The organism is Actinoplanes subglobosus (assembly GCF_042650585.1).
GTDB classification, from domain to species: domain Bacteria; phylum Actinomycetota; class Actinomycetes; order Mycobacteriales; family Micromonosporaceae; genus Actinoplanes; species Actinoplanes subglobosus.
Window position 1 is genome coordinate 503,631 of record NZ_JBHSBL010000015.1, and the last position, 25,252, is coordinate 528,882.

At 71.0% G+C, this 25,252-nt stretch carries 22 protein-coding genes; 12 read left to right on the forward strand and 10 right to left on the reverse strand.

The features are described 5' to 3' along the window. Nucleotides 1–3: 3 nt before the first annotated feature. The 4 genes from ACFO0C_RS16945 to ACFO0C_RS16960 are packed head-to-tail and all read left to right on the forward strand — an operon-like array spanning nucleotide 4 to nucleotide 3,747. Complete coding sequence (locus tag ACFO0C_RS16945; RefSeq protein WP_378067593.1) at nucleotides 4–993, forward strand: ABC transporter permease; 990 nt, start codon at nucleotides 4–6, stop codon at nucleotides 991–993. Beyond that, a complete protein-coding gene (locus tag ACFO0C_RS16950; RefSeq protein WP_378067594.1) occupies nucleotides 990–1,868 on the forward strand; it encodes an ABC transporter permease in 879 nt (292 codons plus the stop codon). The genes ACFO0C_RS16945 and ACFO0C_RS16950 overlap by 4 nt, the downstream gene beginning before the upstream one ends. Further along, nucleotides 1,865–2,959: an ABC transporter ATP-binding protein gene (locus tag ACFO0C_RS16955; RefSeq protein WP_378067595.1), complete on the forward strand. Its 1,095-nt coding sequence runs from the start codon at nucleotides 1,865–1,867 to the stop codon at nucleotides 2,957–2,959. The genes ACFO0C_RS16950 and ACFO0C_RS16955 overlap by 4 nt, the downstream gene beginning before the upstream one ends. Then, the gene (locus ACFO0C_RS16960) at nucleotides 2,956–3,747 is read left to right on the forward strand and encodes an ABC transporter ATP-binding protein (protein ID WP_378067596.1); all 792 of its coding nucleotides are present in this window, start codon (nucleotides 2,956–2,958) and stop codon (nucleotides 3,745–3,747) included. The genes ACFO0C_RS16955 and ACFO0C_RS16960 overlap by 4 nt, the downstream gene beginning before the upstream one ends. A 75-nt stretch (nucleotides 3,748–3,822) precedes the next feature. Here the strand turns inward: ACFO0C_RS16960 and ACFO0C_RS16965 are convergent, their stop codons facing one another. Then, nucleotides 3,823–4,089: a helix-turn-helix domain-containing protein gene (locus ACFO0C_RS16965; RefSeq protein WP_378067597.1), complete on the reverse strand. Its 267-nt coding sequence runs from the start codon at nucleotides 4,087–4,089 to the stop codon at nucleotides 3,823–3,825. Between the two features lie 64 nt (nucleotides 4,090–4,153). On the opposite strand from ACFO0C_RS16965, the gene map reads away from it, so the two are divergent. Beyond that, the gene (gene map / locus ACFO0C_RS16970) at nucleotides 4,154–4,921 is read left to right on the forward strand and encodes a type I methionyl aminopeptidase (protein ID WP_378067598.1); all 768 of its coding nucleotides are present in this window, start codon (nucleotides 4,154–4,156) and stop codon (nucleotides 4,919–4,921) included. 151 nt (nucleotides 4,922–5,072) lie between these two features. Here map and ACFO0C_RS16975 read toward each other — a convergent pair whose 3' ends face one another. Together ACFO0C_RS16975 and ACFO0C_RS16980 are read right to left on the reverse strand one after the other, a co-directional pair. Further along, a complete protein-coding gene (locus ACFO0C_RS16975) occupies nucleotides 5,073–6,062 on the reverse strand; it encodes a HEAT repeat domain-containing protein (protein WP_378067599.1) in 990 nt (329 codons plus the stop codon). Nucleotides 6,063–6,240: 178 nt separating this feature from the next. After that, on the reverse strand, nucleotides 6,241–6,879 hold the full coding sequence (locus ACFO0C_RS16980) for a HEAT repeat domain-containing protein (RefSeq protein ID WP_378067673.1): 639 nt from the start codon (nucleotides 6,877–6,879) through the stop codon (nucleotides 6,241–6,243). Between the two features lie 106 nt (nucleotides 6,880–6,985). Between ACFO0C_RS16980 and ACFO0C_RS16985 the strand changes: the two genes are divergently transcribed. The 3 genes from ACFO0C_RS16985 (at nucleotide 6,986) to ACFO0C_RS16995 (ending at nucleotide 8,879) form a co-directional block, all read left to right on the forward strand. Beyond that, entirely contained in the window at nucleotides 6,986–7,762 is a 777-nt protein-coding gene (locus tag ACFO0C_RS16985; RefSeq protein WP_378067600.1) for a hypothetical protein, read from the forward strand. 133 nt (nucleotides 7,763–7,895) lie between these two features. Next, a complete protein-coding gene (locus ACFO0C_RS16990) occupies nucleotides 7,896–8,237 on the forward strand; it encodes a VOC family protein (protein ID WP_378067601.1) in 342 nt (113 codons plus the stop codon). Between the two features lie 75 nt (nucleotides 8,238–8,312). Then, complete coding sequence (locus tag ACFO0C_RS16995; protein WP_378067602.1) at nucleotides 8,313–8,879, forward strand: GNAT family N-acetyltransferase; 567 nt, start codon at nucleotides 8,313–8,315, stop codon at nucleotides 8,877–8,879. On the opposite strand, the gene ACFO0C_RS17000 is transcribed toward ACFO0C_RS16995, so the two are convergent. After that, nucleotides 8,874–9,716 carry a LacI family DNA-binding transcriptional regulator gene (locus tag ACFO0C_RS17000; RefSeq protein ID WP_378067603.1) on the reverse strand — a complete coding sequence of 281 codons (843 nt, stop codon included), beginning with the start codon at nucleotides 9,714–9,716 and terminating at the stop codon, nucleotides 8,874–8,876. The two genes, ACFO0C_RS16995 and ACFO0C_RS17000, sit on opposite strands and share 6 nt — an antisense overlap. 4 nt (nucleotides 9,717–9,720) lie before the next feature. After that, nucleotides 9,721–12,189: a glycoside hydrolase family 2 protein gene (locus ACFO0C_RS17005; RefSeq protein WP_378067604.1), complete on the reverse strand. Its 2,469-nt coding sequence runs from the start codon at nucleotides 12,187–12,189 to the stop codon at nucleotides 9,721–9,723. A 110-nt stretch (nucleotides 12,190–12,299) separates the two neighbouring features. Here ACFO0C_RS17005 and ACFO0C_RS17010 point away from each other — a divergent pair, with 110 nt between their 5' ends. The 4 genes from ACFO0C_RS17010 (at nucleotide 12,300) to ACFO0C_RS17025 (ending at nucleotide 18,391) form a co-directional block, all read left to right on the forward strand. After that, nucleotides 12,300–14,432 carry an alpha-galactosidase gene (locus ACFO0C_RS17010; protein ID WP_378067605.1) on the forward strand — a complete coding sequence of 711 codons (2,133 nt, stop codon included), beginning with the start codon at nucleotides 12,300–12,302 and terminating at the stop codon, nucleotides 14,430–14,432. After that, nucleotides 14,429–15,736: an ROK family transcriptional regulator gene (locus ACFO0C_RS17015; RefSeq protein WP_378067606.1), complete on the forward strand. Its 1,308-nt coding sequence runs from the start codon at nucleotides 14,429–14,431 to the stop codon at nucleotides 15,734–15,736. The genes ACFO0C_RS17010 and ACFO0C_RS17015 overlap by 4 nt, the downstream gene beginning before the upstream one ends. Before the next feature lie 91 nt (nucleotides 15,737–15,827). Then, the gene (locus ACFO0C_RS17020) at nucleotides 15,828–17,564 is read left to right on the forward strand and encodes a histidinol-phosphate aminotransferase family protein (protein ID WP_378067607.1); all 1,737 of its coding nucleotides are present in this window, start codon (nucleotides 15,828–15,830) and stop codon (nucleotides 17,562–17,564) included. Then, the gene (locus ACFO0C_RS17025) at nucleotides 17,561–18,391 is read left to right on the forward strand and encodes a phosphatidate cytidylyltransferase (protein WP_378067608.1); all 831 of its coding nucleotides are present in this window, start codon (nucleotides 17,561–17,563) and stop codon (nucleotides 18,389–18,391) included. Before ACFO0C_RS17020 ends, ACFO0C_RS17025 begins: the two co-directional genes overlap by 4 nt. Here ACFO0C_RS17025 and ACFO0C_RS17030 read toward each other — a convergent pair. Genes ACFO0C_RS17030 through ACFO0C_RS17050 form a run of 5 tightly spaced genes read right to left on the reverse strand, consistent with a single transcriptional unit; the run spans nucleotide 18,374 to nucleotide 25,208 of the window. Further along, entirely contained in the window at nucleotides 18,374–20,488 is a 2,115-nt protein-coding gene (locus tag ACFO0C_RS17030; RefSeq protein ID WP_378067609.1) for a M15 family metallopeptidase, read from the reverse strand. The two genes, ACFO0C_RS17025 and ACFO0C_RS17030, sit on opposite strands and share 18 nt — an antisense overlap. A 10-nt stretch (nucleotides 20,489–20,498) precedes the next feature. Further along, nucleotides 20,499–21,587 carry a hypothetical protein gene (locus ACFO0C_RS17035; RefSeq protein WP_378067610.1) on the reverse strand — a complete coding sequence of 363 codons (1,089 nt, stop codon included), beginning with the start codon at nucleotides 21,585–21,587 and terminating at the stop codon, nucleotides 20,499–20,501. A 12-nt stretch (nucleotides 21,588–21,599) separates the two neighbouring features. Then, nucleotides 21,600–21,800 carry a hypothetical protein gene (locus ACFO0C_RS17040; RefSeq protein WP_378067611.1) on the reverse strand — a complete coding sequence of 67 codons (201 nt, stop codon included), beginning with the start codon at nucleotides 21,798–21,800 and terminating at the stop codon, nucleotides 21,600–21,602. Further along, a complete protein-coding gene (locus tag ACFO0C_RS17045; RefSeq protein ID WP_378067612.1) occupies nucleotides 21,797–23,059 on the reverse strand; it encodes a hypothetical protein in 1,263 nt (420 codons plus the stop codon). The genes ACFO0C_RS17040 and ACFO0C_RS17045 overlap by 4 nt, the downstream gene beginning before the upstream one ends. Continuing rightward, entirely contained in the window at nucleotides 23,052–25,208 is a 2,157-nt protein-coding gene (locus ACFO0C_RS17050) for a hypothetical protein (RefSeq protein ID WP_378067613.1), read from the reverse strand. The genes ACFO0C_RS17045 and ACFO0C_RS17050 overlap by 8 nt, the downstream gene beginning before the upstream one ends. Nucleotides 25,209–25,252 lie beyond the last annotated feature (44 nt).

The window sequence follows — 25,252 nt, forward strand, 5'->3', positions numbered from 1 at the left end:
ACCGTGCGCCATCTGATCCGCAAACTCGGTTTCTACGTGGTCGCCCTGTGGGCGGCGCTGACCGTCAACTTCGCGATCCCGCGGATGATGCCGGGCGACCCCGTGGAGATCATGCTGTCCAAGATGGGCCAGAAGGGCCCGGTGACCGACGAGACCCGCAAGGCCATCGAGGCCCTCCTCGGTGCCGACTCCAGCCGGCCGATCTGGTCGCAGTACGCCGATTACCTGGCCGGACTGGCCCGCGGCGACCTGGGCGTGTCCCTGGTGTTCTTCCCCGCGCCGGTCAGCACGATCATCGGGCAGACGCTGCCCTGGACGATCGGGCTGATCGGCCTGGCCACGATCATCTCGTTCCTGACCGGCGTGGGCCTGGGCACCCTCGCCGGCTGGAAACGTGGATCGTGGACGGACAACCTCATCCCGGTCACCACGATGTTCCAGTCGGTGCCGTACTTCTGGCTCGCCCTGATCCTGCTCTTCGTCCTCGGCAGCATCTACCCGGTCTTCCCGCTCAACGGCGGCTACGACGTCTACAACGTCACGCCCGGCTGGAACGGGCCGTTCCTCGGCTCGGTGCTCTACTACGGCACCCTGCCGGCACTCACCATCATCATCTCGTCGATCGGCGGCTGGATGCTCGGCATGCGCAACATGATGGTCTCCACGCTCTCCGAGGACTACATGGTCACCGCCGAGGCCAAAGGGCTCAGACCCAAAAAGATCATGATGCGGTACGCCGCACGCAATGCGATCCTGCCGTCGGTGTCCGGGTTCGCCATCTCGCTGGGTTTCGTCGTCGCCGGGTCCATCGTCACCGAGGCCGTCTTCTCCTACCCCGGTATCGGGTCGGCCCTGCTGCAGGCCGTCGGCGGCAACGACTACGCGCTCATGCAGGGCATCTTCCTGATCATCACGCTGTCCGTGCTCGGCGCGAACCTGCTCGTCGACCTGCTCTACTCGGTCATCGACCCGCGTACCCGGGCCACCTCGTGACCGGCAAACTCGCGGCCGGACTGGCCATCGCCGTGCCCATCGTCCTGTTCGGCCTGATCGGCCCGTTCCTCGTACAGGACCCGCTGCGCGTCGACGACATCGGGCTGACCCCGCCCAGCGCTGACCACCTGCTCGGCACCACACAGACCGGTCAGGACGTGCTGGCCCAGCTCGCCTACTCGACGCGGGGCTCACTGATCGTCGGCGCGGTGGTCGGCGTGCTCACCCTCATCCTGTCCGGGTTCTTCGGCATCGTCGGCGCCTACGCCGGTGGCTGGCTGGACGAGGCGTTCTCCCTGTTCACCAACGTCATGCTGGTCATTCCGGGACTGCCGGTGGTCATCGTGATCTCGGCCTACATGCCGGACAAGAGCCTGCTGCTCGTCTCGATCGTCCTCGCCATCACCAGCTGGGCCGGGTCGGCGCGGGTGTTGCGCGGATCCACGCTCAGCCTGCGCAGCCGTGACTACGTGCTCGCCAGCCGGGTCGCGGGGGAGAAGCGGTGGCGGATCCTGCTCGTCGAGATCCTGCCCAACCTGGTCCCGCTGCTCGCCTCCCAGGTGGTGTTCGCGGTCATCTTCGCGATCCTCGGCGAGGCCGGGCTGTCCTATCTCGGTCTCGGCGCGAGTGGCACGTTCACCTGGGGGACCATGCTCTACTACGCGCAGAACGGGCTCGCCCTGCGACTCGGGGCGTGGTGGTGGTTCGTACCCCCGGGGCTGCTCCTCGCCCTCTTCGGCGCCGCCCTCGCGCTGATCAACTTCTCGATCGACGAGGTCATCAACCCGCGGTTGCGCAGTCAGACGCGGGCTGCTCGCCGGGGCTGGAACATGTCGCGTGAGCAGCTGCGCAAGGCCAAGGAGGCGACGCTGTGAGCCGTCCCGTGCTGACCGTCGAGAACTTCGGCGTGGACTATCTGGTAGACCCGGTGGTGCACGCGGTCCGGGACGTCTCGTTCACGCTGCGCCGGGGCGAGATCCTCGGCCTGGCCGGCGAGAGCGGCTGCGGCAAGAGCACCCTGGCGTACGGCATCGTCCGTCTCCTCAAACCCCCAGCCGTGATCACTTCCGGTCGCGCGTTGTTCCACGATGCCCGGCCGGACGCCTCGCCCTCCGCCGCTTCCCCTTCCTCCGCCTCCCGTCCGCCTGCCGCCTCTCCTCCTGCCTCCCCTTCTTCCGCTTCCTCTGCTCTCGTCTCCCCTTCTTCCGCTTCCTCTGCTCCCGCCTCCCCTTCTCCTGCTTCTCCTCTCCCCGCCTCCCGCGACGTCGACTGGGGTGAGCTGAGTGCGGAGGAGCTTCGGGCCGCGCGGTGGGACCGGATCTCGATGGTCTTCCAGGGGGCGATGAACTCGCTCAACCCCGTGGTCTCGATCCGTGACCAGTTCGAGGACGTGTTCGTGACGCACCGGCCACGGATGTCCCGCGATGAGCGGCGACGGCGCTGCGGAGACCTGCTGGAGCGGGTTGGCGTCGACCGTACAAGGCTGAGGTCTTATCCCCATGAGCTCTCCGGAGGCATGCGGCAAAGGGTGATGATCGCGATGGCCATGGCCCTGGAACCGCAGATCATGATCATGGATGAGCCGACCACCGCCCTCGACGTCGTGGTGCAGCGCGACATCCTCCGCGAGATCAGCCGGCTGCGCGACGAACTCGGCTTCGCGGTCATCCTCATCACCCACGACCTGCCGTTGCTGCTGGAGATCAGCGACCGGATCGCCGTCATGCGACACGGCGAGATCGTCGAACTCGGCGACGCCGAGCAGATCTACCGGACGCCCCGGCACCAGTACACCCGCAAGCTGCTGGCCTCGTTCCCCAGCCTCACCGGCACCCGCGGCGCGTTCGTCCGCGGCGCTGTTCCCGGCGGCGCTGTCTCCGGCGGCGTTGTCCCTGGCGGCGCTGTGCCCGGCGGCGTTGTCCCTGGCGGCGCTGTCTCCGGCGATGCCCCGGTGGACGCGTCGTGACCCGGCTCGAGGTCCGTGGGCTGGTCAAGGACTACCGGCTGCGGGACGGGCTGCGGTCCACCCGCCTGCGGGCCGTCGACGACGTCGGGTTCACCCTCGATCACGGCCGCACCGTCGCCCTCGTGGGGCAGAGCGGCAGCGGCAAGTCGACCATCGCCAAGCTGCTGCTCCAGCTGGAACGCCCGACCGCCGGCGAGATCCTGCTCGACGGCAGCCCGGTCGCACGCCGCGGGTCCGGGCTCGTCCGTTACCGGCGGCTGGTCCAGATGGTCTTCCAGGATCCGTTCGCCTCACTCAACCCGCACCACGACGTGGCCCACCACCTGGCCCGGCCGCTGCGCCTGCACCACCCGGCCATGAGCGGCACCGACATCGACGCCCGGGTCCGGCACCTGCTGGAACGCGTCCACCTCGACCCCGGACTGGCCGGCCGACGCCCGCACGAACTCTCCGGCGGCCAGCGTCAGCGCGTCGCCATCGCCCGTGCCCTGGCCCCGTCGCCGGGCATCCTGATCGCCGACGAGCCGGTCTCGATGCTCGACGTCTCGATCCGCCTCGGTGTCCTCAACCTGCTGGCCACCCTCCAGCGGGAGGAGGACCTGGGCGTCCTCTACATCACCCACGACCTGGCCACGGCCCGGCACTTCTCCGACGACATCCTCGTCATGTACCACGGCCGGATCGTCGAACGCGGGCCCGCCGACGAGGTCATCCTCAACCCGAAGCACGAATACACCCGTCTGCTGGCCGACGCCACGCCGAGCCCGGAGCGCCGTTTCGGCGGCTAGGTCGGGAGTTCGGAGTTCGGAGTTCGGAATTCGGCCGAGGCCACGCCGTAGCCCCGGCCGAATTCCGAACCGCGGCTAGGAAGCCTGGCTGATCAGCGTGCCGGCGAGCCAGACGTCGGCCAGGTCGCTGAGCGGGATGTCGAGGGCCTGGCTGAGGCAGACGACCGTGCCGAACGCCGGTGCGGGCAGGCGGCCCGTCTCGATCTTGCGGAGTGTCTCCGGCGAGATCCCGGCCGCCAGGGCCACCTCGACCAGGCTGCGTGTGCCCCGCGCGGCCCGGAGTGCGGCCCCGAGACGCTGGCCCGCGGCGATCTGTTCGGCGGTGAGCGGTTGGCGAACCATGCCCGCAGGATAGCCGCTCCAACTGCGTGGTATAAAAATACCGCACAGGGAGAGGGAGGCTGTCGTGATCGAGCTCAAGTCCGCCGAGGAGATCGGCCGGATGGCGGTTGCCGGGAAGTTCGTGGGTGAGCTGCTCGCCGAGCTCCGCGAGGTCGCCGCGGTCGGCGTCAACCTGATGGACATCGAGCACCACGCCCGCCGCCGGATCAAGGAGCGCGGCGCCGAGTCGTGCTACTGGGACTATGCGCCGTCGTTCGGCCGTGGCCCGTTCCGCAACGTGCTCTGCCTGTCGGTCAACGACGCCGTCCTGCACGGACTGCCGCACGACTACGTCCTGCGCGACGGTGACCTGGTCAGCATCGACATGGCGGTCGGCATCGACGGGTGGGTCGCCGATTCGGCGGTGTCGGTGATCGTCGGCATCCCCGACCCGGCCGACCTCAAGCTGATCGAGGCCACCGAGGTCGCCCTCGAAGCGGGCATCGCCGCCGCCCAGCCCGGCGGCCGTCTCGGCGACGTGTCGGCGGCGATCGGTGAGGTCGCCCGCTCCTACGGGTACGGGGTCAACGGCGAGTTCGGCGGCCACGGCATCGGGCGCACCATGCACGAGGACCCGCATGTCCCCAACAGCGGCCGGGCCCGTCGCGGCATGCGCCTCGACCCGGGTCTCACGATCGCCATCGAGCCGTGGTTCTGCCGGTCGACCGACAAGATCAGGTTCGACAAGGACGGCTGGACGATCCGCTCCGCCGACGGTTCCCGGACGGCCCACTCCGAACACACGGTCGCCATCACCCCCTCCGGCCCCCAGGTCCTCACCCGTCGCCCCTGAACGCTCGCCGGGCTGCGCCGGGCTGCGCCGGGCTGCGCCGGGCCGCGCCGCGCTGCGCCGGGCCGGGCCGATCTTGAGCGTTTTACCACCGGTTTCGGTGGTAAAACGCTCAAGATCGACAGGTTGCGCCCGGCGCGAGGCTGGTGTTCCGTCACTTTTTGATGCGCAATGTCAGGATGTACGCGGCTGTCAGCGCCACACCACGGTCCTCGTCCCGGGAGAGCTCGGTCAGGGCACGCGTCGCCGTCTCGCCGGGGATGTCGGCGAGAGCCTGGGTCACGCGGCGGCGCACGAACGCGTCACCGGGGGCGAGCCGGCCGACCAGCCCGGCGGCGATGTGCTCGGCCAGCGGCGGATCTCCCGCCAGCACACCCAGCGCGTCGGCGGCGTCGACGTCGTTCACCTCGTCGACGATCATGTCGATCAGGGTGGGGATGGTGTCGGCCACGCCACGCGGTCCGAGGGTCAGGGCGGCGAATCTCCGTACCCCCAGATCCTCGTCTTGCAAAGCCTCGTGCAACAGGACGTCCGCCGCCTCGGTGGGGATCTCGGCAAGCGCCTGAGCCGAACGTTTCCGCACGTCGGCGTGGGGTGAGCGCAGGCCTTCGGCGAGCAGTTCCGGCCCGGCGTCGCCGGACTGGGCCAGCGCCCAGCGCAGAGCGCCCGCGACGTTCGGGTCGGTCTCGTTGAGCGTCGCCTCGACAAGTGCCTCCACCGGCGCGGTGCCGGTGGCGAGGGCCGCACGCTGCCGTTCCTCCGGTTTGTCGGATCCGAGAGCGTGCAGCAGTGCCACGACCTGCAGGACGTCCTGCCAGCCGGACGGTTCCGCGTCACCGATGCGGCGCAGCCGGGTGAGCAGTTCCGTCTCCCGGGCGATGCGTTCCCGCGTACGCCGGATCAGGTCCTCGACCAGCCCGGACGGGGTGAACCCGGGATCCTCCAGCGCCCGCCCGACGTCACGCAGCGACAGTCCCAGCGACCGGAGACTCTCGATGTGGAAGATCCGCCGGATGTCCTCGTCGGCATACTCCCGATACCCGGCGTGACTGCGGCCGGTCGGCGTCACCAGCCCGAGCGACTCGTAGTGGCGCAGCATCCGGGCACTGACCCCGGACCGCTGCGCCACTTCACCGATCAGCACCGGCCGTCACCCCTGTCCATCGTTCTGCCGAGCAGGTCGGGACCGGCCGTCGCCCCTGTCCATCGTTCTGCCGAGCAGGTCGGCACCGGCCGTCGCCCCTGTCCATCGTTCTGCCGAGCAGGTCGGCACCGGCCGTCACCCCTCACCATCGCGTTGTCCTGCTGATCGGCGCGGTCAGTCACCGTTCAGGAGCGTCCGGGCCGAGGGCCACGATGCGTTTCGCCTCCTCGACGGCCAGCTCGAACGCGGCCTCCGGGTCGTGAAGCAGCCGTCGTGTGGCGATCGCGTGAGCGACCACGCGAGCCTCGGTGCCGGTCATCGCCGCCTCCAGGACAGGCACGATTGTCTCACCGAGGTCCACGAGGGCCCGGCTCAGACTCAGCTGGGTGGCCCGGTCGCCCCGCCCGAACTGGGTGGCCAGCACCGAGGCCAGCTGCGATGCCTCCTCTTCCGGCGCCAGCACCACAGCGGTTCGCCAGGCCGTCCGGGCCACCTGGTCGTCGGCGTCGGTCAGCAACTCCCGGGTGATCGCCGGCCAGGCCGACCGGTCCCCGATCTTGGACAGCGTGTGGAGAGCCTGACTCCGTGCCTGCGGATTGGCCGACCGCAGTTCCGCGACGAGCCGGGGCGTCGTCCCCGACACCTGGTGCCGGGTGATCGCCCAGGTCAGCATGTCGCGCACGTAGAAGTCCGGCTCGATCGAGCAGCGTTCGATGAGCTTGTCGACATACTGCGGGTCCGGCGCGGTGCCGATGGCCAGAACGGCCTGTAGCCGTACCGACGAATTGGGGTTCTCCAAGCCTTGGAGAGCTTGCATGATCACCGGGATCACCTCCACGGCTCCCAGTGAAGGCCTTACCACGGTGTCAAGGTCAAGGCTGATTCTTCTCGGGTCGGGGCCGGGCCCGCCGATTGCGCCTCGCGTGACGACGCTGCGAACTCCCCGCCGTTACGGCCTACTCGCTCTCACCGCCGTGGCTGGGGTCGCGGTCGGCGGCGTGCTCGCCCTGCGCGCGAAGAATCGCCGACGGGCCATCGTGCCGGAGCCTGATCGGGAGGCGCCCCCCGTCGTCGCGCCGCGTCCGGCCGAGCCGGAGCCCGCGCCTGCTCCCGCGAGGCGGATCGGCCCGGAGCGGAAGCTGGTCCGGATGGCCGCCGGCGCCGGCGTCGTCGTCGTGCTGGCGATCGCCACCGCGATCGTGACTGGGCCATCCAGCAGCGGCGGGACGGTCACGCCACCCCTCGTGGTGACCCGGAGTCCCGGTCAGGGCGGGATGTACATCGAGGTGACCGCGCCGGGCCCGGTTGACCATGACGACCGGGTGGCCCTGGCCGGGTCGGACGGCGCTCGGGTGGAGGTCGGTATCACGCCGCACATCGATCGGACCTCCTACGACGACGCGAGCCAGCGGACCGTCTTCTACCAGGTGCATCTGAAGAACACGGGCAGCGTCCCGGTGATCGCGCGGCTCGATCCGGAGGCCTGGCTGCTCGACGCCTCCGGCACGACCTATCACGGCGATCCGATGCGGTCGCGCATGGTCGAGACGAACGTGGCGGGAGAGCCGCCCTATCTGGAGCCGGGCTGGGAGATCGATCTGACACTCGGGTTCGACGTCGCCAAGTCCGCTGAACTGGCCCGTGTCCACGTCACCCTGCCGATGGCCGGCCGCCCCTACGGGGAATGGAACCTCCGTTAGCCGGAGGGACGGCCCCCACCGGAACGGCGGTCAGACGGTGGCGGCATCGCGACTGCCGCGGACCTGACCCCGATCCTGTCGACGACCGTCAGGGCCGTGGGGGTGTTGATCGGCCGGTGTTAATGTCTGCGGAATGCGGGTTTCGGGGGTCGCGCCGCTGCTGGTGGTGCGGGATGTCGCGGTCGGTGTCGCGTTCTACCGGCGGCTCGGGTTCACTCCCGAGATCGAGTGGGACACCTACGCCAAGCTCACCAACGGTCCCGCGGTTCTGCATCTCGCCACCCCGGGCGACCCGCCGCCGGACCGGCCCGGCCTGGCGCTCCGAGCACCCGATGCCACGGCGGCCACGGTGCCGGCGGCGGTCGTATTGCAGGTCGGCGACTGCCGTCAAGCGTGCACCGAGCTCGTCGCGGCCGGCGTCGCCCTGCTCTCCGAACCGTCCGCACCGGCTTGGGCGAGGGCATGGGCGACATGAGTCACACCCGGATCCGGGCGCAGGTCCGTGACCTCGTCGCTCGGCACATGAGCGGCCGTGGTGAGTAGCCGGACGATGCCGACCACGATCGCCGCCCTCGCCGCCGACCCGTCGCCGCTGACCCGCACGATCACCGTCGACGGCACCGGACTCACCGTCCGGGCCCTGCTGCCCACCGACGAGATCGCCCTTGTCGCCTTTCTCGCCGGCCTGTCCGCGACGAGCCGCCGTTTCTGGCACGGCGACACACCCGATGCCGAGGCGGCCGCGGACTGGATCGAGGTGATCGGCCGTCACGACAAGTTGCGGCTGGTCGCGGTCGACGGGACGGACCTGGCCGGGGTCGTCGATCTGAGCCTGTCACTGCCCGAAGGTTTCGAGATCACGCGGTACGCCGGACACGGCATCCACCTCGACCCGGAGCGGACGGCCCGTTTCGGCCCCTGTGTCGCCGACGCGTGGCAGGGCCGCGGCCTGGCCGACGCCCTGATCGCGCCGGCGTGGGACGCGATCCGCCTGCTCGGCCGTGACGTCGTCGTCCTGTTCGGCGGAGTGCACACCGACAACGCCCGGGCCCGGCGGTTCTACCGTCGTCACGGCTTCGTCGAGGTCGGCGACATCGACATGTGGCGGCGCCTATGACGGGGCGGGCCCGGTGCTCTCCCGTCGCAGGACGCGGATCGGCGGCCCGGCGTATTCGGCCGGCTCGGCGCCGTCGAGGGCGGCGACCACGGCCCGCCCGAGGGTGAGCCCGTGTTCGTGCACGTCGATGCTGAGGGCCGACAGTGGTGGTACGGCCAGTTCGCACAGTGGTGAGTCGTCGTGCACGAGCAGGCTCACCCCGCCGGGGACGTCCACGCCGGAGCGGATGAGTTCCTGTTCGGCGGCGACGGCCATCACGTCGTTGTCGAACACCACGGCGGTGGGTGGCGGGTCCGTGTCGAGGAGGGTGCGCACTCCCCGTACCCCCGCCTCGGGTCCGTAGTCGCCCTCGACGATGTGCACCTGAACGCCGTGCTGCGCGGCCGCGGCGTGCATGCCCGCGGTCCGTTCGGCGGTGTGCACCAGGTCGGCCGGGCCGCTGACCCGGCCGATGACCCGGTGCCCGAGGCCGGCGAGCATCTCGACCGCGACCGTGGTGGCGCCGGCGTCGTCGGTGACGACCCGCGGGAAGGCGGGTGCGTCGGCGCGGCCGGCGAGCACGGCGGGCAGCCCGAGCCCGGCGAGATGGTCGGGCCGGGTGTCGCCGTGGACGAGGTTGACCACGACGACCGCCTGCACCGTCCGGTCGCCGGCCCACCGCCGGTAGGTGTCGAGTTCGTCGTCGAGATCGGGCACGACCAGCAACAGCACGGTCGCGCCGTGCGGGGCCATCGCCTCCTCCATCCCGGCGATGAGCTCCATGATGAACGGTTCGACGCCGATCCGGGCGGTGCTGCCGGTGAGGACGAGCCCGATCAGGCCACCCGGTCCGGGCATCGCGTCAGCCGACCTTGGCCGGCAGGGTCAGCGCGTTCGCCGACCGCAGCACCTCGGGCGCGCTGAACGCCTCCCCGTCGACGGTCGCGCCGGTGCGGACGGTGAACGTGTGGGTCTCGCCGGGCAGCAGGTCGACGAGCATGTCGTCGACGAGCGCGTCGGGTGCGACCCGGTCGGCGAGCACGGCGATGTCGCGGGCGAACGAGGCGGCGGTCACGGTCACCGAGTATCCGCCTTCGACCGCGACGGTGTGCGCCCGGACCGCCGCCGGGTCGTAGCGCAGGTCCTTGTCCTCGGCGAACAGGTGGACGGCACGCAGCCCGCCGGCGTCGACGACCAGCACCTCACGATCGGTTTCGGTCACGGTGAGCAGCTCGGGAGCGAGGTCGATCAGCGCGACCGACCGCGCCGCCACGTCGAGGTCCACGGCGGTCCCGGCCAGGACGGTGCCGTCGAACCGGACGCGCCGCAGGCGCGCGCTCTCGCGCCAGGGCTCCTCACGGTCGTTGATCACGGCCAGGACGGTCCGTCCGTCCCGCTCACGGATCGAGAGCAGCACCGGGGCGTACGCCCTGCGCAGCGCGAACCACGAGGGCTTGAGCCGCCCGGCCCCGTCCACGACGGCCCACGAGGTGACCGGCCAGCAGTCGTTGAGCTGCCAGATGATGCTGCCCATGGTTCGCGGGGCGTGGCTGCGCAGGTGCTCGACCGCATAGGCGGTGGCCCGTGCCTGGTTGAGCTGGGTGGCCCAGTGCCAGTCACCGAAGTCGGCCGGCACCCGCATGTGGTGGGCGAGCCCGCGGTCGAGTTTGCCGTTGCCGTCCTCGGCCTTCTGGTGCAGCAGGAACACCGGTGATTCCTTGCGCAGGTCCTCCGGGGCGAGCGCCGACGTCAGCGTGGACCAGGTCGGCGGTGCCTGCCAGCCGAACTCGGAGCAGAACCGGGGCACGAAGCCCGCGTGGTGGGTGTAGTCCTCCCGGTTCCACGCGTCCCACTCGTGCCGTGTCCCGAATCGGTCGTCGTTGGGGTGCACGACCTCCGGGTCGTGACCGGGGCTGGACGGACTGCCCGGGTGGTAGGGCCGGGTCGGGTCGAGCTCGGCCAGCAGCGCCGGGAAGTCCTCGTAGTAGTAGCGGGCGCCCCAGGTCGCGCCGTCCAGCGCCTCCTTCCAGCCCCAGTCCTCGTGGCCCCAGATGTTCTCGTTGCCGCCGTTCCACAGGATCAGTGACGGGTGCGGGGCGAGACGGGCCACATTTTCCCGGGCCTCGGCGAGGATCTCGGAGCGGATCGGCTCCTCCTCGCTGTAGGCGGCGCACGCCAGCGGGAAGTCCTGCCAGACGAGGACGCCCCGCTCGTCGCAGACCTGGTAGAAGTCGTCGGACTCCCAGATGCCGCCGCCCCAGACACGCAGCAGGTTCGCGTTCGCGGCGACGGCCCGGTCGACGGCCGCTTCCAGGTCGGCACGGGTGATCCGGGTGAGGAGGTGGTCCTCGGGGATCCAGTTGAGGCCCAGGACGAAGATCTCCCGCTCGTTGACGACCAGGGTGAACCTGCTGCCGTACTCATCGGGGGTCTCGTCGAGGCGGACGGACCGGAAACCGACCCGCGCCGCGTGCGTGTCGAGTGTCTCGGATCCGCTGGAGAGGGTGACGGCGACGTCGGTGAGCGGCTGGTCACCGTGCCCGGCCGGCCACCAGACCGGTGCGCCGGGGACTTCCAGTTCCAGCACGGTACGGTCGGCGCCGGGCGCGATGACGGCCTCGGCCCGCAGGAAACCGGCCGTCAGTTCGACGCGGAGCTGCTCGTCCGAGGCGCGCTCGACGCTCACGTGCACGGTCAGCCGGCCGGTGCGGCCGTCGGCGTCGAGAGTGGCGAGCGGGCGGACCTCGGCGAGCCGGGCGGTGTGCCAGCGCTCCAGGCGCACACCCTTCCAGATGCCGGCGGTCTGCAGGTCGGGGCCCCAGTCCCAGCCGAAGGAGCAGGCCATCTTGCGGACCGCGTTGAACGGATGGGGGTACGGCCGGGGCCGGCTGCCGAGCTGTGCCTCGATGGCCTCCGCGTACTCCAGCGCCGAGTCGAAGCGAACGCTCAGCGGGACGTCGCCGCCGGTCAGCAGGTGCCGCACGTCGAACCGGTAGCCGCGGTGCATGTTGGCGGTGCGGCTCAGCTCCTCGCCGCCGAAGTCGACGGTGGCGACCGTGTCAAGGCCGTCGAAGACGAGGTCGACCCGCTCGCCGGCCTGGGCCTGCGCGGCGGTGACGGTGGTGTCGTAACGCCAGGCGCTGCGGTGGAACCAGCTCAGATCGGCCTCGTTGCCACCCAGGTAGGGGTCGGGGATCAGGCCGGCGTCGAGCAGGTCGGTGTGCACCGTGCCGGGGACGGTGGCCGGAACCGGGGCGGCGGCGATCTCCGGCGGGACCGGTCCACCGGCGGCCCGGACGGTCCAGCCGGTGTGCAGGTCGATCTTGAGCATGTCGGGAAGCTCCCATGTCGAGTAGTTCGGGGGTTGCCGCCGCGCCGGGGGCTACCACATTCTTAAGCAACTGAACGAAGTCCGTCAACGCTGGTGGAGCGGAGGTACGGGTGGCCGATTTCGTCCATCTGAGCAGGGACGGCGTGAGTGTGGTGCTCGACTGTCGGGGGCCGTCACTACCCGCGATCGCGCACTGGGGGGCCGCTCTCGGTGACGTCGATCCCGCGGCGCTGACTCTGGCCACGGCGCCACAGCCGATCGGGTTCTCGGCGGACGGGACGGTCCGGGTGTCGATCGTGCCCGAGCAGTCGGCCGGGTGGCTGGGGCATCCCGGACTCGCCGGGCACCGGGACGGTCGTGCATGGTCCAGCGCGTTCGAGGTGTCCGAGATCGATCGGAGCGGGGTGGCCGTACGAATAGATGGTCTTGATCGGGACGCGGGCCTTTCGCTGGCCGTCGACCTGGAGTTGCTGCCTGGCGGGGTGTTGCGCGCTCGCGCGCGGTTGACGAGTCTTCTGCCGGGAACGTACTGGTTGGAGCACTTGATGGTATTCCTGCCGGTTCCGGATGCCGCTGTGGAACTGCTGGATTTCACCGGGCACCATCTGCGGGAGCGTTCGCCGCAGCGGACCGCGTTCACGCACGGGCTGCGGGTGCGGGAGAACCGGACCGGGCGCACCGGATATGACTCGGCGTATGTGTTGTGTGCCGGCACTGCGGGGTTCGCCAACCGGTCCGGCCAGGTGTGGGGCGTGCACACGGCGTTCTCCGGTGGCGCGCGGACCATTGCGGAGCGCAACTATCACGGGCACGCGGCGCTAGGCGGTGGCGAGTTGCTGCTGCCGGGTGAGGTAGGGCTCGGCGAGGGCGGGTCGTACGTGACGCCGTGGGTTTACGGGGTCTTCGGCGCGGCCGGGCTCGACTCGCTGTCCGCCCGTTTCCACACGTATCTGCGGTCCCGTCCGCATCATCCGGTGCGGCCGCGTCCGGTCGTCGTCAACACGTGGGAGGCCGTCTACTTCGATCACGACCTCCAGCGGCTGACCGAATTGGCCCAGGCCGCGGCGTCGGTCGGGGCAGAGCGGTTCGTGCTCGACGACGGGTGGTTCGGGTCGCGGCGCGACGACACGTCCGGACTGGGGGACTGGCACGTGTCCGCCGACGTGTGGCCGGACGGGCTCGGGCCGCTGATCGAGGTGGTGCGCTCGCTCGGCATGGAGTTCGGACTGTGGGTCGAGCCCGAGATGATCAACCCGGACTCGGACCTGGCCCGCGCGCACCCGGACTGGATCATGGGCGTCGGTCACCGTCTGCCACCGGCCGCGCGGTCACAGCAGGTCCTGGACCTGCACAACCCCGCGGCGTACGACTACGTGCTCTCCCGTCTCGACGCCCTGCTGACCGAAAACGACATCGCGTATCTCAAGTGGGACCACAATCGGGATCTGGTCGAAGCCGGACATCCCGCCAGCGGACGGGCCGGGGTGCGCGATCAGACGCTGGCCGTCTACCGGCTCCTCGACGACCTGCGCGGACGGCATCCCACCGTGGAGATCGAGTCGTGCTCGTCCGGAGGCGGGCGGGTCGACCTGGAGATCCTCGAACGCACCGACCGGGTGTGGGCGTCGGACTGCATCGACGCACACGAGCGGGTGGCGATCCAGCGGTGGACGTCGCTGCTGGTGCCGCTGGAACTGATCGGTTCGCACGTCGGCGCACCGGCATCACACACCACGCACCGGACGCTGCCGCTCGACATGCGGGCCGGCAGCGCGCTGTTCGGCCACCTCGGCATCGAATGGGACCTGTCCCGGGCCTCACCCGCCGAGCGGGACCGTCTCGCCGCGTGGATCGCGCTGTACAAGGAGGTCCGCGAACTCCTGCACACCGGCACGCTCGTGCACGGCGACGTGGCCGACCCCGCGTACACGGTCACCGGTGTGGTCGGCCCCCGGGACGCGCTGTTCGCCCTGACCGCGATCGCGACCAGTGCGGCGTACCCACCCTGCGCCGTGCCCCTGCCCGGCCTCGACCCGGACCGCGTCTACGACGTCCGCCCGCAACCACCCGGCGACGCCCCCGACGGCAACGCCGCAGCGTGGGGCGCTGCGCTACCCTGGTGCACGCCGCAGGGCGTCCGGCTCAGCGGCCACGCCCTGGGCGTCACCGGCCTGCGCCTGCCGGTGCTGTACCCCGACCGTGTCCTGCTCGTCCGTGTGACCCCGACCGAGGTGGCTGAGTGAGGGAAGCGGTCGGCGAGCCGGCACCGGGCGGACCCCCCACCGCCGGTGCCCACGTCCCTGCCGGGTCCGCCGGCCGCGCCCACGTCCCTGCCGGGTCCGCCGGCCGTGCCCACACCGCTGCGGGTTCCGCCGGTCGTGGTCGCCGGCCCGCCGCCCGCGAGAGCATCCTCGACGCGATCCGGGCGTCCGAGCAGCTGAGCCGCGTCGAGCTGGCCGCGGTGACCGGCCTGACGGAGGCGGCCGTGTCGATGACCGTCCGCCGCCTGCTCGACGAGGGCCTGTTGGTCGAGACCGGCCGCACCCCCACCGGCGGCAAACCACGAACCCTGCTGCGCCTCGACCCGGCGGCCCGCCTGGCCGTCGGCGTCCACCTCGACCGGGACGTCACCACGTTCGTCCTGACCGGGCAGACCGGCGGCGTGATCTCCCGCCTGGCCCGTCCCGCTCCGACCGATCACCTGCTGACCCACCTGGCCGAAGGCATCAGCACGCTCCTCGCCGGATCCGGAGTGGACCCGGTCCGCTGCCTCGGCATCGGTGTCGTCTGGCCGGCCCCGGCCGGCGGCCTGCCACCCGGCTGGGACTCGCCACCGCACCTGCGGGACTGGGACGCCGACGCACTCGGCCGCCGCCTGGCTGAGGAGACGGGCTGGCCGGTCCTGGTCGAGAACGACGCCACCGCGGCCGCGGTGGGCGAATACTGGGTGGCCCGAGTCGGTCCTGAGCGCGCTTTCGCCGCCCTCTACATGGGCAGTGGCATCGGCGCCGGCATCGTCAGCGAGGGCCGAGCCGTCCGCGGCGGCCACGGAGCAGCGGGCGAATTCGGTCACATCTGCGTCCAGGTGGACGGCCCACCCTGCTGGTGCGGAAGCCGCGGCTGCCTGGAGATCCTCGCCGGCCCCCGCACCGTGGTGGTGGCCGCCCGCTCCGACCCGACCGCCTTGGCCGAAGCGGGCCTGGGCGACACGACAGGCCGCGGCGTCGCCGCGGACTTCGCCGCGGTGGCCCGGGCAGCCCGGGCCGGTGCCCCCCATTGCCTGGCGTTACTTCAAGACTCTGCCCGGTACGTGGCAGCGGCCGCCGAATCAGTCGTCAACCTCCTGGACGTGGACCTGGTGGTGCTGACCGGCCCCGGTTTCGCCGCGGCGTCATTCGTCTACGGCCCGGCCATCATGCGCCGCGTGGCCCCCGCCGACGCCAAAACGTGGCGCCGATCGGTAACGGTCACCGTCTCCCTGGCCGCAGCGACCGCCTCCGCCACCGGCGCCGCAGCCCTGGTCCTCCAGTCCCATCTGCGCCGCTGACACCACCGGCCGGCTCTCACGGCGGGTTCGGGGGGCTCTACCTGGTACTTTGCAGCCCGGAGTTGATCTCAACTGACGGAGAGTGGCGGTCGTGGGTGCGGAACGACTGGGTCTGAGGCCGGGCACCCCGGCGGATCGGCAGTGGATCTTCCGGCTGCGACACACGGTCTACGCGGAGGAGCTCGGTCAACACGCCGTGAACCCGGCCGGCCGGCTCCAGGACGACCTGGACGAGCACGGCGTCGTGTATCTGGTGGCCACATGGGGCGATGAGCCGGTGGGATTCGTGAGCGTCACCCCACCCTGGACCGGCCGATGGTCGCTGGACAAGTACCTGTCCCGGGAAGACCTGCCGTTGCTCGACGCTCCGGACGTGTTCGAGGTCCGCATCCTGACCGTGGGGGGTCCATGGCGCGGGACCGGAGCTGCCGGCCTGCTCATGTACGCCGCGCTGCGCTGGGTCGAGTCGCGCGGCGGCCGGCACGTCGTGGCGATGGGCCGGACCGACCTGGCCGACATGTACCGGGGAGTCGGCCTGCGCCCGACCGGGCACACCGTGACCTCCGGCGAGGTCGGCTTCCAGGTGATGTCGGCGCCCGTGGACCAGCTGGTGGCGGTGACGGTGCAGAGGTACGCGACAGTGCTGGACCGCCTCGCCGGCAACCTGGACTGGCACCTCGACATGCCGATGCGCGACGGAGCCGACGGCTGCGCACACGGCGGGGCGTCGTTCGACGGTATCGGCGCCGATTTCCGCAGCCTCGGCCGCCGGCACCGGGTGGTCGCGGCGGACGTCCTCGACGCCTGGTTCGCGCCGGCGCCCGGCGTGCTCGAGGTTCTGGCCGAGGACCCGTCGTGGAATGCGCGCACCTCCCCGCCGGTGTCCGCGGACGGCTTACGCGCCGAGATCGCCGAGGCACGCGGCCTGCCGGCCGGCTCCCTCACCCTCGGTGCCGGATCCTCGGACCTCATCTTCCGGGCTTTCCGCCAGTGGCTCACGCCGGCGAGCCGGGTGCTGCTGGTCGACCCCGGTTACGGCGAGTACGCCCATGTGGTCTCGGACGTGATCGGGTGCCGGGTGGATCGGCTCACCCTCGGCCCGGCCGACGGCTGGCGAATCGACATCGAGCGGCTCGTCGGCGCACTGGCCGGGGCCGACTACGACCTGGCCGTCCTGGTGAACCCGAACAATCCGACCGGCGGATGGCTGCCGGCGCGGACCCTGCGGGACGCGATCACCCGGGTGCCGGCGCGCACACGGATCTGGGTCGACGAGGCGTACGTGGGCTACGCCGGCCTGGATCAGTCGCTGGCGTCGTCGGCCGTCCACAGCTCCAACGTGGTGGTCTGCACGTCGATGTCGAAGATGTACGCCCTGTCGGGTATGCGGGTGGCGTACCTGACCAGCGACGCCCCCACGGCGGCCACCCTCCGCCGGTGGACGCCGCCGTGGGCGGTCAGCCTTCCCGCCCAGCTCGCCGCGGTCGCCGCGCTTCGTGACCCGGCGTACTACGCGGCGCGCTGGGCGGAGACCGCGGTACTGCGCGCGGAACTGGCGGCGGAGTTGCGGGCCGTCGACGACACGGTGCTCGTCGACGAAGCCGTGTCGAACTTCCTCCTGCTCACCCTCCCGCCGGACGGGCCCAGCGCCGCCGAACTGGTCACGGCCTGCCGGCGCGACGACGTGTACCTGCGTGACCTGTCTCCGATGTCACCGGCCTTCCAGGGGAGAACCGTCCGGATCGCCGTGAAGGATCCCGCCGGCAACGCCCGGATCGTCGCCGCCTACCGGGCCGCCCTGACAGCCGGACGAGGACGCCCGCGGTGATCACGGTCGGCGCACTGGTGCCGTACCTGGTCGGCGCCCTGGTCGCTGGGGGGATCGCGGTCGCGGTCTCCCGGCGGCGGGACATGATCCACCGATGGTGTGCCTGGGCGGTGGGGATTCCCCTGGTGACCGGTGGGTTCTGGCTGGGGCCGCCGGGCGCCGCGGTCATCGCCGCTGTCGTCGCCGTGATCCTCGCCGCCGAGTTCGGCGCCCTGATGCGGGCGCCGTGGCCGGACCGGGCCGCGCTGGCCCTCGCCCTGACCGGTCTGATCGCGACGGTGTGGCTCAGTCCCGGGCACATCCTGTACGCCGCGGGCGCCGGCGCGTTGCTCGTCGGCACCGTTCCGGTCCTGACCGGAGACACCGCCGACGGTCTGCGCCGGGCGGCCGTCGGCGTGCTCGGTCTGGTGTGGTTCGCGCCGCTGGCGGCGATGGTGCCGCTGGGCGCGATCACGCTGCTCCTGTTCGCCGCGGTGTCGATCGGTGACATCGCCGCGTACATCGCCGGCCGACGGTTCGGCGGCCCACGGCTGTCCCCGCTGTCGCCGGCCAAACACTGGAGCGGGACGATCGTGGGCGGGGTGGCCGCCGTCGGAACCCTGGCCGCCGCCGGGGTCTTCACCCGCGGGCTGCCCACCTCGCTGGTCGTGGGTCTGGTGGCCGCCGTCGTGGTCGGCGCTCCACTGGGTGACCTGTTCGAGTCGATGGTCAAACGCGGTGCCGGGGCCAAGGACGCCGCGGCCTGGATCCCCGGTTCCGGCGGCCTGCTCGACCGGATCGACTCGCTGCTGTTCGCCCTGGCCATCACGCTACTGCTGGGGAACTGACGCCGGGATCACGTCGATGTGGAAATGCAGAAGGATCGGACCGTGCCAGTTGAGGCCGACCGAGCTGCCCCTCCGTGGCTGCCCGAGGAAGCGGACGGTACCGAGGCCGGTGACGCTGTTCACCGCCAGCGCCACCGCGTAGTCGTTGTAGAGGGCCCGCCATCGTACGCCCGTGGACTTGGCCGCCGCGTCGGCGGCGAGCAACAGTTCGACCGCCTTGTCGCGGAGCCAGAAGCCACGTTCGTCCCGGTGCACGTCGACCAGGTACACGTCGGCGGACAGGCCCCGGCCGGTGAAAGCGCCACCACCGTGGCCGGCCCGGTTCGTCACGCGGTGCCCGCTGTGTCGCCGGCGCAGATCGCGGAGGAACCGGGCCATCGCCGGCTGCACGTCCGGACCGGTGCCGAGATCACCGAGCGGTTCCAGGGTGTCGCCGGCCGGTGGACGCGGGGCCGGCCGGAAATCCGGCTGAGGTGCAGGTTGCCCGAGCGTCTCGAAGTCGATGCCCTCCCGGCGGCCGTACATCCAGAGCCTGGCGATCTGGTTGAGGGTGTACCGGAGCTTGTAGTTGATCGTGCCCTCGAGGGTCAGGTTGAAGTCCTCCTCCAGGTGGGCGAGGAACTTCGTCTCGATCTCCTGCTGGACCTCGCTCACCGGGCGGGCCTTGACCGCGGCCCCGGCGTCACGGATCCGGGTGGTCCGCGCTTGCGGCGTCTCACCCGGGACGACGGCCGCCCGCGCCGCCACGTCGGCCAGCCGCACCGCCTCGGCGTGCGCCTTCCGGGCCGTGCCCGGAGCCTCGCGCAGCGCGTAGACCCGGGCGGCGTCCCGGGCGAACGTGGTCACGGCCGCGAGTCCGGCGAAGTTCCGGCCGTTCGTTCCCCGCATCGGGCGGTCCGCCTCGGTGATGGCACCCACCGCGATCGCCGGCCGGGGAGGCTTGACCACGATGGTCGATGGCGACGCCCAGCCGGCCTTCGACATCGCCGACCGGATCGTGTCGCCGAACCAGCCCTCGCCCTGGATGCCCTCCTCGTCCTCGAGTTCCTCGGCTTCTTCGGCTCCTCCGGTCTCCTCGTGCCACGATTCGGCAGCGGTCTCCTCGTGCCACGAGTCGTCAGCCACGAAGCCGTCGAACTCCTCGAAACCTTCCTCCAAGCCGGTGAACAGGCCCGCGTCCGTACCCTCGGCCTCGTCCGAGGCCGTTTCGTGGAGCGGCGTCTCGTCAAGCGGCGTCTCGTCCGGCTCGGCGACCGTCTCCCTGACCGCCGTGGCGTCCTCGTCCGCCTCCCACGCCGCCGGCGTCTCACCCTCGGTACGGGCCTCGACCAGACGGTCGACCTCGGAAGCGGTCAACGCCCGCGGCGCCGCGCCACCGGGACCTCGGAACTCCCAGTGCCACGGTTCCTTCTCGTACGGGCCGAAGCCGAACGAGGCGGCCCGCCGCAGCAGCCAGCCGTGGAACCAGGTGGCCAGCCAGATGCGTTTGGCCGCGTCGGTGGTGCTGTTGCGGACCGGGTGACCCTTCGTGCGTACCTGCTGGAAGTCGATCGCGATGCCGTTCTGGTGATTGCTGAAACCCGGCGCGGCCACCTTCCACGAGATCTTGAACGTGTCCAGCATGTAGGCCACCGCCGCCGGACCGTGCGGGCCACCGTTCAGACCGGAGCGGCCCGCCGCGGTGCGCTGGTAGTAGCCGCCGAAGTGATGCCGCCAGACGCGCTGCTGGTCGACGAGGCTCCGGTATCCGCTGACACCGGTCAGCGACGTCGTCCGCATCGCGTCGTCGTCACCGGCCCGCCGCGCCTCGGCGAGGTCGTGGTTGGCCGCGGCCAGCAGGCGCCCGGCCGCCTCCGCCGCGTCGGCACGCATCGCCAGCCTGGTCCCGGGCACGGTCCGTAGCTCGGTGGCCCGTAGATCCCGCTGCTCGGACCGTGACTTCCGCTTGCGGGCAACGGCCGCGCTCAGCACCGCCTCCCGGAACGCCACCTGCTCGGAGGTGCCCTGCCAGCCCTCCGTTGCCACCTCGTCAAGCCATTCATGGGTACTCAGAAACGGCGACTCGAACTGATACGCCCAGTGATCCAGATCGGACATGACAACCTCCTCACACCGCGGTGCTCGGTTGCGGCGCCCGGCCGTTGAGACCGCCGGGGACGGTGACCGCCGGCATACCCGACCGTTGGGTGAGCGCCATCGACGGCGCCTTCAGGTCCCGCCCCGTCACCCGCGACCAGTGCGTGATGATGACCTTGAGCAGGCTGCCGAGACCGCCACCGAAGAGCAATGGGACGTTGTTGCTGTTGATCACGCCGGATTCGATGAGCCACAGGAGTTCGGACATCGCCGGGGCGAGAATGAAGTAGCTGTGCGAATGGGAATGTGCGGGAAGTCCGACCCGGTCGCCCATCGCCCGTAGTCTCTCCTCGGGACTGCTCGCGACGATCTGCAGATCATCGAGGATCGAATCGGTGGTCAGCAGGGTCAGGTGCAGCCACGACATCGTGGCGACGTGGTCGAACTCCTCGCGAGCCAGTTTCAAACGCAGCGGGCCGCGGCGGGTGACGAGCATGTCGTGCAGCCGACGTGCCAGGTCGGCGATGCCGGCGTCGTCAGTCGGCTTGGCACCGGTTGTGTTGGCGTTGTTCTCGATGCCGATCCAGACGAGCCGGAGAAACTCCTCCAGGGTCGGTACGAAGGCATGGTTTGCAGCGTCGGGTTTGACGAAAGGGTAGGGTCCGTCATCCCTTCCGTGATTGAGGCCCATCCCGAACATGAGGGTGTAGTCGATGCACCGGGTCGTCTGGATCTCGGGGCGTATCCGGCTCACCTGCGAGGCGAAGAGGAACGGGGACGCGTCTTTGTAGAACAGTTCTTCCGTCGTCTCGAGCCACTGATAGGTCGCCGGCTTCTGTGGAATGCCGAGCCGTTCGCCGTGCCGGATTTCCGAAAGGATGCGCTTCACGATCTCGTAGATCCGAGTGTTCTCGATCATGTAGGCATAGATGAGATGATCCCAGAGCACGCTGTTCCCGGCGGACCGCGACGGCGCTCGCGGGGGCAATGTCCCAGCGGCCGGGCCCAGGGACCAGTAGGTGGCCATGACCCTTTCGACGGTTATAGCCGGGCTCTTGAGCAGGTCGTTGACAAGCGTGACGTCGAGCGTGCCGCCGTTCGAGCAGAAGTTCCGAAACATCGGTAGCTCCAATCAAGGATTCGCCGGAGGATTATGTGTGACGCCTTGGATCTTCTTACGCAGATCTTCCAAGATTTTCGACGCGTCTCCGGTCGGCGGTTTGAGCGTGAAATCCGACGAGCCGCTGATGCCGGGGTCATCGCGTTCTCCCAGGAGCTTCCGGAGAGTTTCGAGTCTTGTCTCGAGTTCCGATTTGTTGGTCGGTGTGCTCATGTCGCCATCTCCATTTCTCTGCCCAGGCGCAGCATCCAGGTCTCGAACTGTCCGGCCACAGCCGTCGCGTTCCGTGGCTCGGTCGCGGCCCGATAACCCGACAGGGCCAGCAGCCGCAGGCACTCGCGATCGATCCAGTACGGCGAGGTGAACAGTGACGGCCCGGCGTCCCGTTCCAGCAGCGTCAACGCCGCCGGCGAGACCCGTCCCGGATCGGCCAGTTCGGTGATCGTCCGTCCGCCGAACGCCGTATACGGCAGCCGCAGGCAGACCTCGGCGATCCGTGGCATTGCCCGCACCGACCCGGCCAGGAACGGCTGGACCCCCTCCGGCGCACGTGACACCGGATACGCCGCGACCCAGGCCCGGCCCAGGTCGTCCCAGGGCCCGGCGCCGTACGCCCGGATCGCCATCGCCGTGCCCAGCAGCACCCGCAGATACCCGACCGGGTGCGGGTCGAGGGGACGGAACGCGTAGACGCTGCCGTCGTCTGCGGCGATCACGTCGTGCAGGGCGGCCACCGACGCGTACCCGGCGTGGGCGAACGCGAACGTGTCGGCGGCGATCTCGCTCGCCCACCCGGCCCAGGCCCGGGCCAGCGCCGGGGTGTCCGCGAGTTCGGCCCGGAGCGCCGCGGCCAGCTCGTCGTTCCAGTTCAGCAGGAACGCCGCCTGATGACCGGCCTCGTGCAGCAGTGCGGTCGGCCGGCACAGATTGTGCCGTGTGATCTTGACGGCGGCCGCCAGCGACAGTGTCCGCCCGTCCCACAGCCGCAGCCCGGCCCGCAGGATGCTGGCGCCGAACCCACGGTCGAGATAGGTCAGCACCGGTGGTGTGGGGCGGCCGAGCGGCCCGAGCACGGTGTCGAGGCTGCGACGGGCCAGCGTGTCGCAGGCCCGCAGCAGCGCCGCGAGCCGGGCCGACGTCCGCGTGTTGACGGCGTCGCCGTAGAAGTCCAGGGCGGTCTCGATCCGCTGGTAGCTCCCACGGAACGCGATCACCGCCCGGCGCAGCGACTCCCACTCGGTGTCCGAGGAGGCCGCGGCCAGTTGTGCGGCGAGCACGTCACCGTGGCGACGCAACCCGGTGACCGCCTGGCACAGCTGGGAGCGCAGGGCCGTACCGAGATAGTCCTCCAGGCTGCGCCATGCCGCGGCCGATGCGAAGTTCTCCAGGTCGGCCAGCCCGGCGGCGGCCGCCCGCCAGTGGGCGACCTGGCGGCTGACCTGCAGGCGCATCGCGGCGGACGGCTCAGCCACGACCGCCGCCGGCGACGATCTCGATGTCCGCCGGCTGCCCGCCGCGCCAGCGCAGCCGCAGCGTCACCCCGTCCTCGGCGGCGGTCGCGGCGGTGGCCAGTTCGGATCGGCGGGCCGGCAACTGGCTGGCCAGCACGTGCCGGACCCGGGCCGACAGCGACCGGTGCCGGCCGCCGGCAGCCCTGCTCAGCCACGGTTCGTAGAGCCTGTTCAAGGTGGCGAGGGTGATCGCGGCGGGACGGCGGGCGCGGTCCTGGGCGGCCAGCGTCTGCGCCAGCGACTCGCTCAGCCGCAGCGTGACGGTGGTGGTCGCGGTCACCGGGTTCTCGTGCACGCGGACCCGGCTGAGTGCCGCCGCCCCGGGCCGGGCGGCCAGGCCGCTCGCCGGGGCGGGGCCGGTCACCTCCAGCGCGTACAGACGCTGGCCGACGGCGAGGGCCGAGCCGTCCTCGAGGAACCGGTCGGCGACGTCCGTACCCATCTCCGGGTCGCCGAGCAGCGCCGCGGCCGCTTCCCTGGTCAGCGGCAGCAGCTGCGCCGCGGGGTCGGCGCCGGGTCCGGCGTCGACGGCGGGTTCGGTGCGGGCGATGCGGGCAGCGGTCGTTCCCGGCAGGACCTGGAACAGATGCAGCCGTGCCTCGACGTCACCGTCGTGGCCCAGCCGGTCGTGCAGGACGGTGGCGAGGGTACGACCGTCGCGCGTCCGGATCCCCTGCGCGGCGTCGGCGCTGATCCGGACCATGATCGGTGCACTGAAGGCGCGGTGCCGTCGTGGTCCGCGCGGCGGCATGGTCCGCCACACCCCGGGCCGTCCGCCGGGCCGGCGCAGCACCCGTGCCGGGAACGCGGCCCGAGCGGCCCGTCCCGCCGCGACCAGCGCTTCGGCCTCCAGTAGCGCGGTGACCTCGACGTCCTCGTCGGTCAGCCCGGCCAGCCCGGCAACGGTGTCCTCGACCAGCGCCACGACCGCGTCGGCGGCCGGGTTCCGTTCGGGTGTCTCCTCGCCGGCCTCCAGCGACATCATCTTCATGCCGGCGTCGACGATGGCCCGCGACAGCGCCGGGGTGAGCCGGGGCCCGACCATCGGCGCGATCATCCGTCCGAGGTGCCCGGCCAGGAACTTCACGACCCGATCGCGGCCGATCACGCTCAGGCCCATCCTCAGCACCGGAAGGACGGCGGGCAGGAACTGCTCGACCAGCGGGGTGGGATCCTCACCTTCGGCCAGTCCGGTCAGGCCGCGGGCGAACCGGTCCCGGGCGGCATCCAACATCAAGAGCGAGACATCCTCGGTGGTACGCCCACCGAGTACCGTTTCGGCCACGAGCAGCTCCTGGTCCTCCACCGTGCCGGCCAGCATGAGCCCGACCGCCTGCTCGTCGAGGAACTGCTGGATCGTGCCGGTCTCGGCCGCCGCCGGAGTCTCGACGGCCTCGGCCTCGGTCTCGCCAGCGGCGGTGCCGAGCAGTCGCCGGGCCAGCATCCGGGCCGGTTGCCGCAGCTCGGGCGGGAGCCGGTCCAGGGCGAGCTTGAGCACCCGGTTCAGCATCGGGCGGACCAGTGCGGCCAGCCGGCGCAGGATGATCCCGGCCGGCAGCACGTTGGCGACCGCCGAGAGACCCTTGGCACCCAGGCGTACCGCGCCCTTCGCGATCGACTTGGCCTTCTTCAGCAGCGAGCCGAGGAAGTCCTCGAACACCGGATCGGCCAGGCGCTCCGGCACCCGTACCCGGTCGAGTGCCGTTTCGAGGTCGGCCTCGGACGGCGCGGACAGCCCGGCCCGCTCGACCGAGCCGGCGGCGTCGGCGAGTTCGGTCAGCAGCCTCTCGGCGTCGTCGGCCAGCGGGCGCAGATATCGGGCGACGGTCTGCTCGGCGTGCTCGACACCGAGTTCGCCGTGGCCGGCGGCCAGGTCGGCGCGGTCCTGTGCCTGCTGGACCAGCCGGTCGACGGCGGCGTCGAACTCCTCGTCGTGCAGGTTCTCGAACAGGTCGGTCAGGTCGGTCTCGTCCGCTCCGGTGCCCGGTCCGCTGCCGTCGTAGTACTGGGAGAGGAACGGGCTCGCCGGGGCCTGCCCGGCCGGCGGCGCGGACGGTCCGCCCCCGGAGCCGTCCAGTACCTCGAGGAACGGTGTCTCGATCAGATTCACGGCGCACTCCTGCCGGCGGGAAGGTGGAGGCTCACAACGGCGAC

Coding starts and splice junctions, on each gene's coding strand:
- ACFO0C_RS17040 (WP_378067611.1), bottom strand. CDS start 21,800: ATGAGCACACCGACCAACAAATCGGAACTCGAGACAAGACTCGAAACT.
- ACFO0C_RS16990 (WP_378067601.1), top strand. CDS start 7,896: ATGCGGGTTTCGGGGGTCGCGCCGCTGCTGGTGGTGCGGGATGTCGCG.
- ACFO0C_RS16965 (WP_378067597.1), bottom strand. CDS start 4,089: ATGGTTCGCCAACCGCTCACCGCCGAACAGATCGCCGCGGGCCAGCGT.
- ACFO0C_RS17035 (WP_378067610.1), bottom strand. CDS start 21,587: ATGTTTCGGAACTTCTGCTCGAACGGCGGCACGCTCGACGTCACGCTT.
- ACFO0C_RS16980 (WP_378067673.1), bottom strand. CDS start 6,879: ATGCAAGCTCTCCAAGGCTTGGAGAACCCCAATTCGTCGGTACGGCTA.
- ACFO0C_RS17005 (WP_378067604.1), bottom strand. CDS start 12,189: ATGCTCAAGATCGACCTGCACACCGGCTGGACCGTCCGGGCCGCCGGT.
- ACFO0C_RS17000 (WP_378067603.1), bottom strand. CDS start 9,716: ATGCCCGGACCGGGTGGCCTGATCGGGCTCGTCCTCACCGGCAGCACC.
- ACFO0C_RS16995 (WP_378067602.1), top strand. CDS start 8,313: ATGCCGACCACGATCGCCGCCCTCGCCGCCGACCCGTCGCCGCTGACC.
- ACFO0C_RS17030 (WP_378067609.1), bottom strand. CDS start 20,488: ATGTCCGATCTGGATCACTGGGCGTATCAGTTCGAGTCGCCGTTTCTG.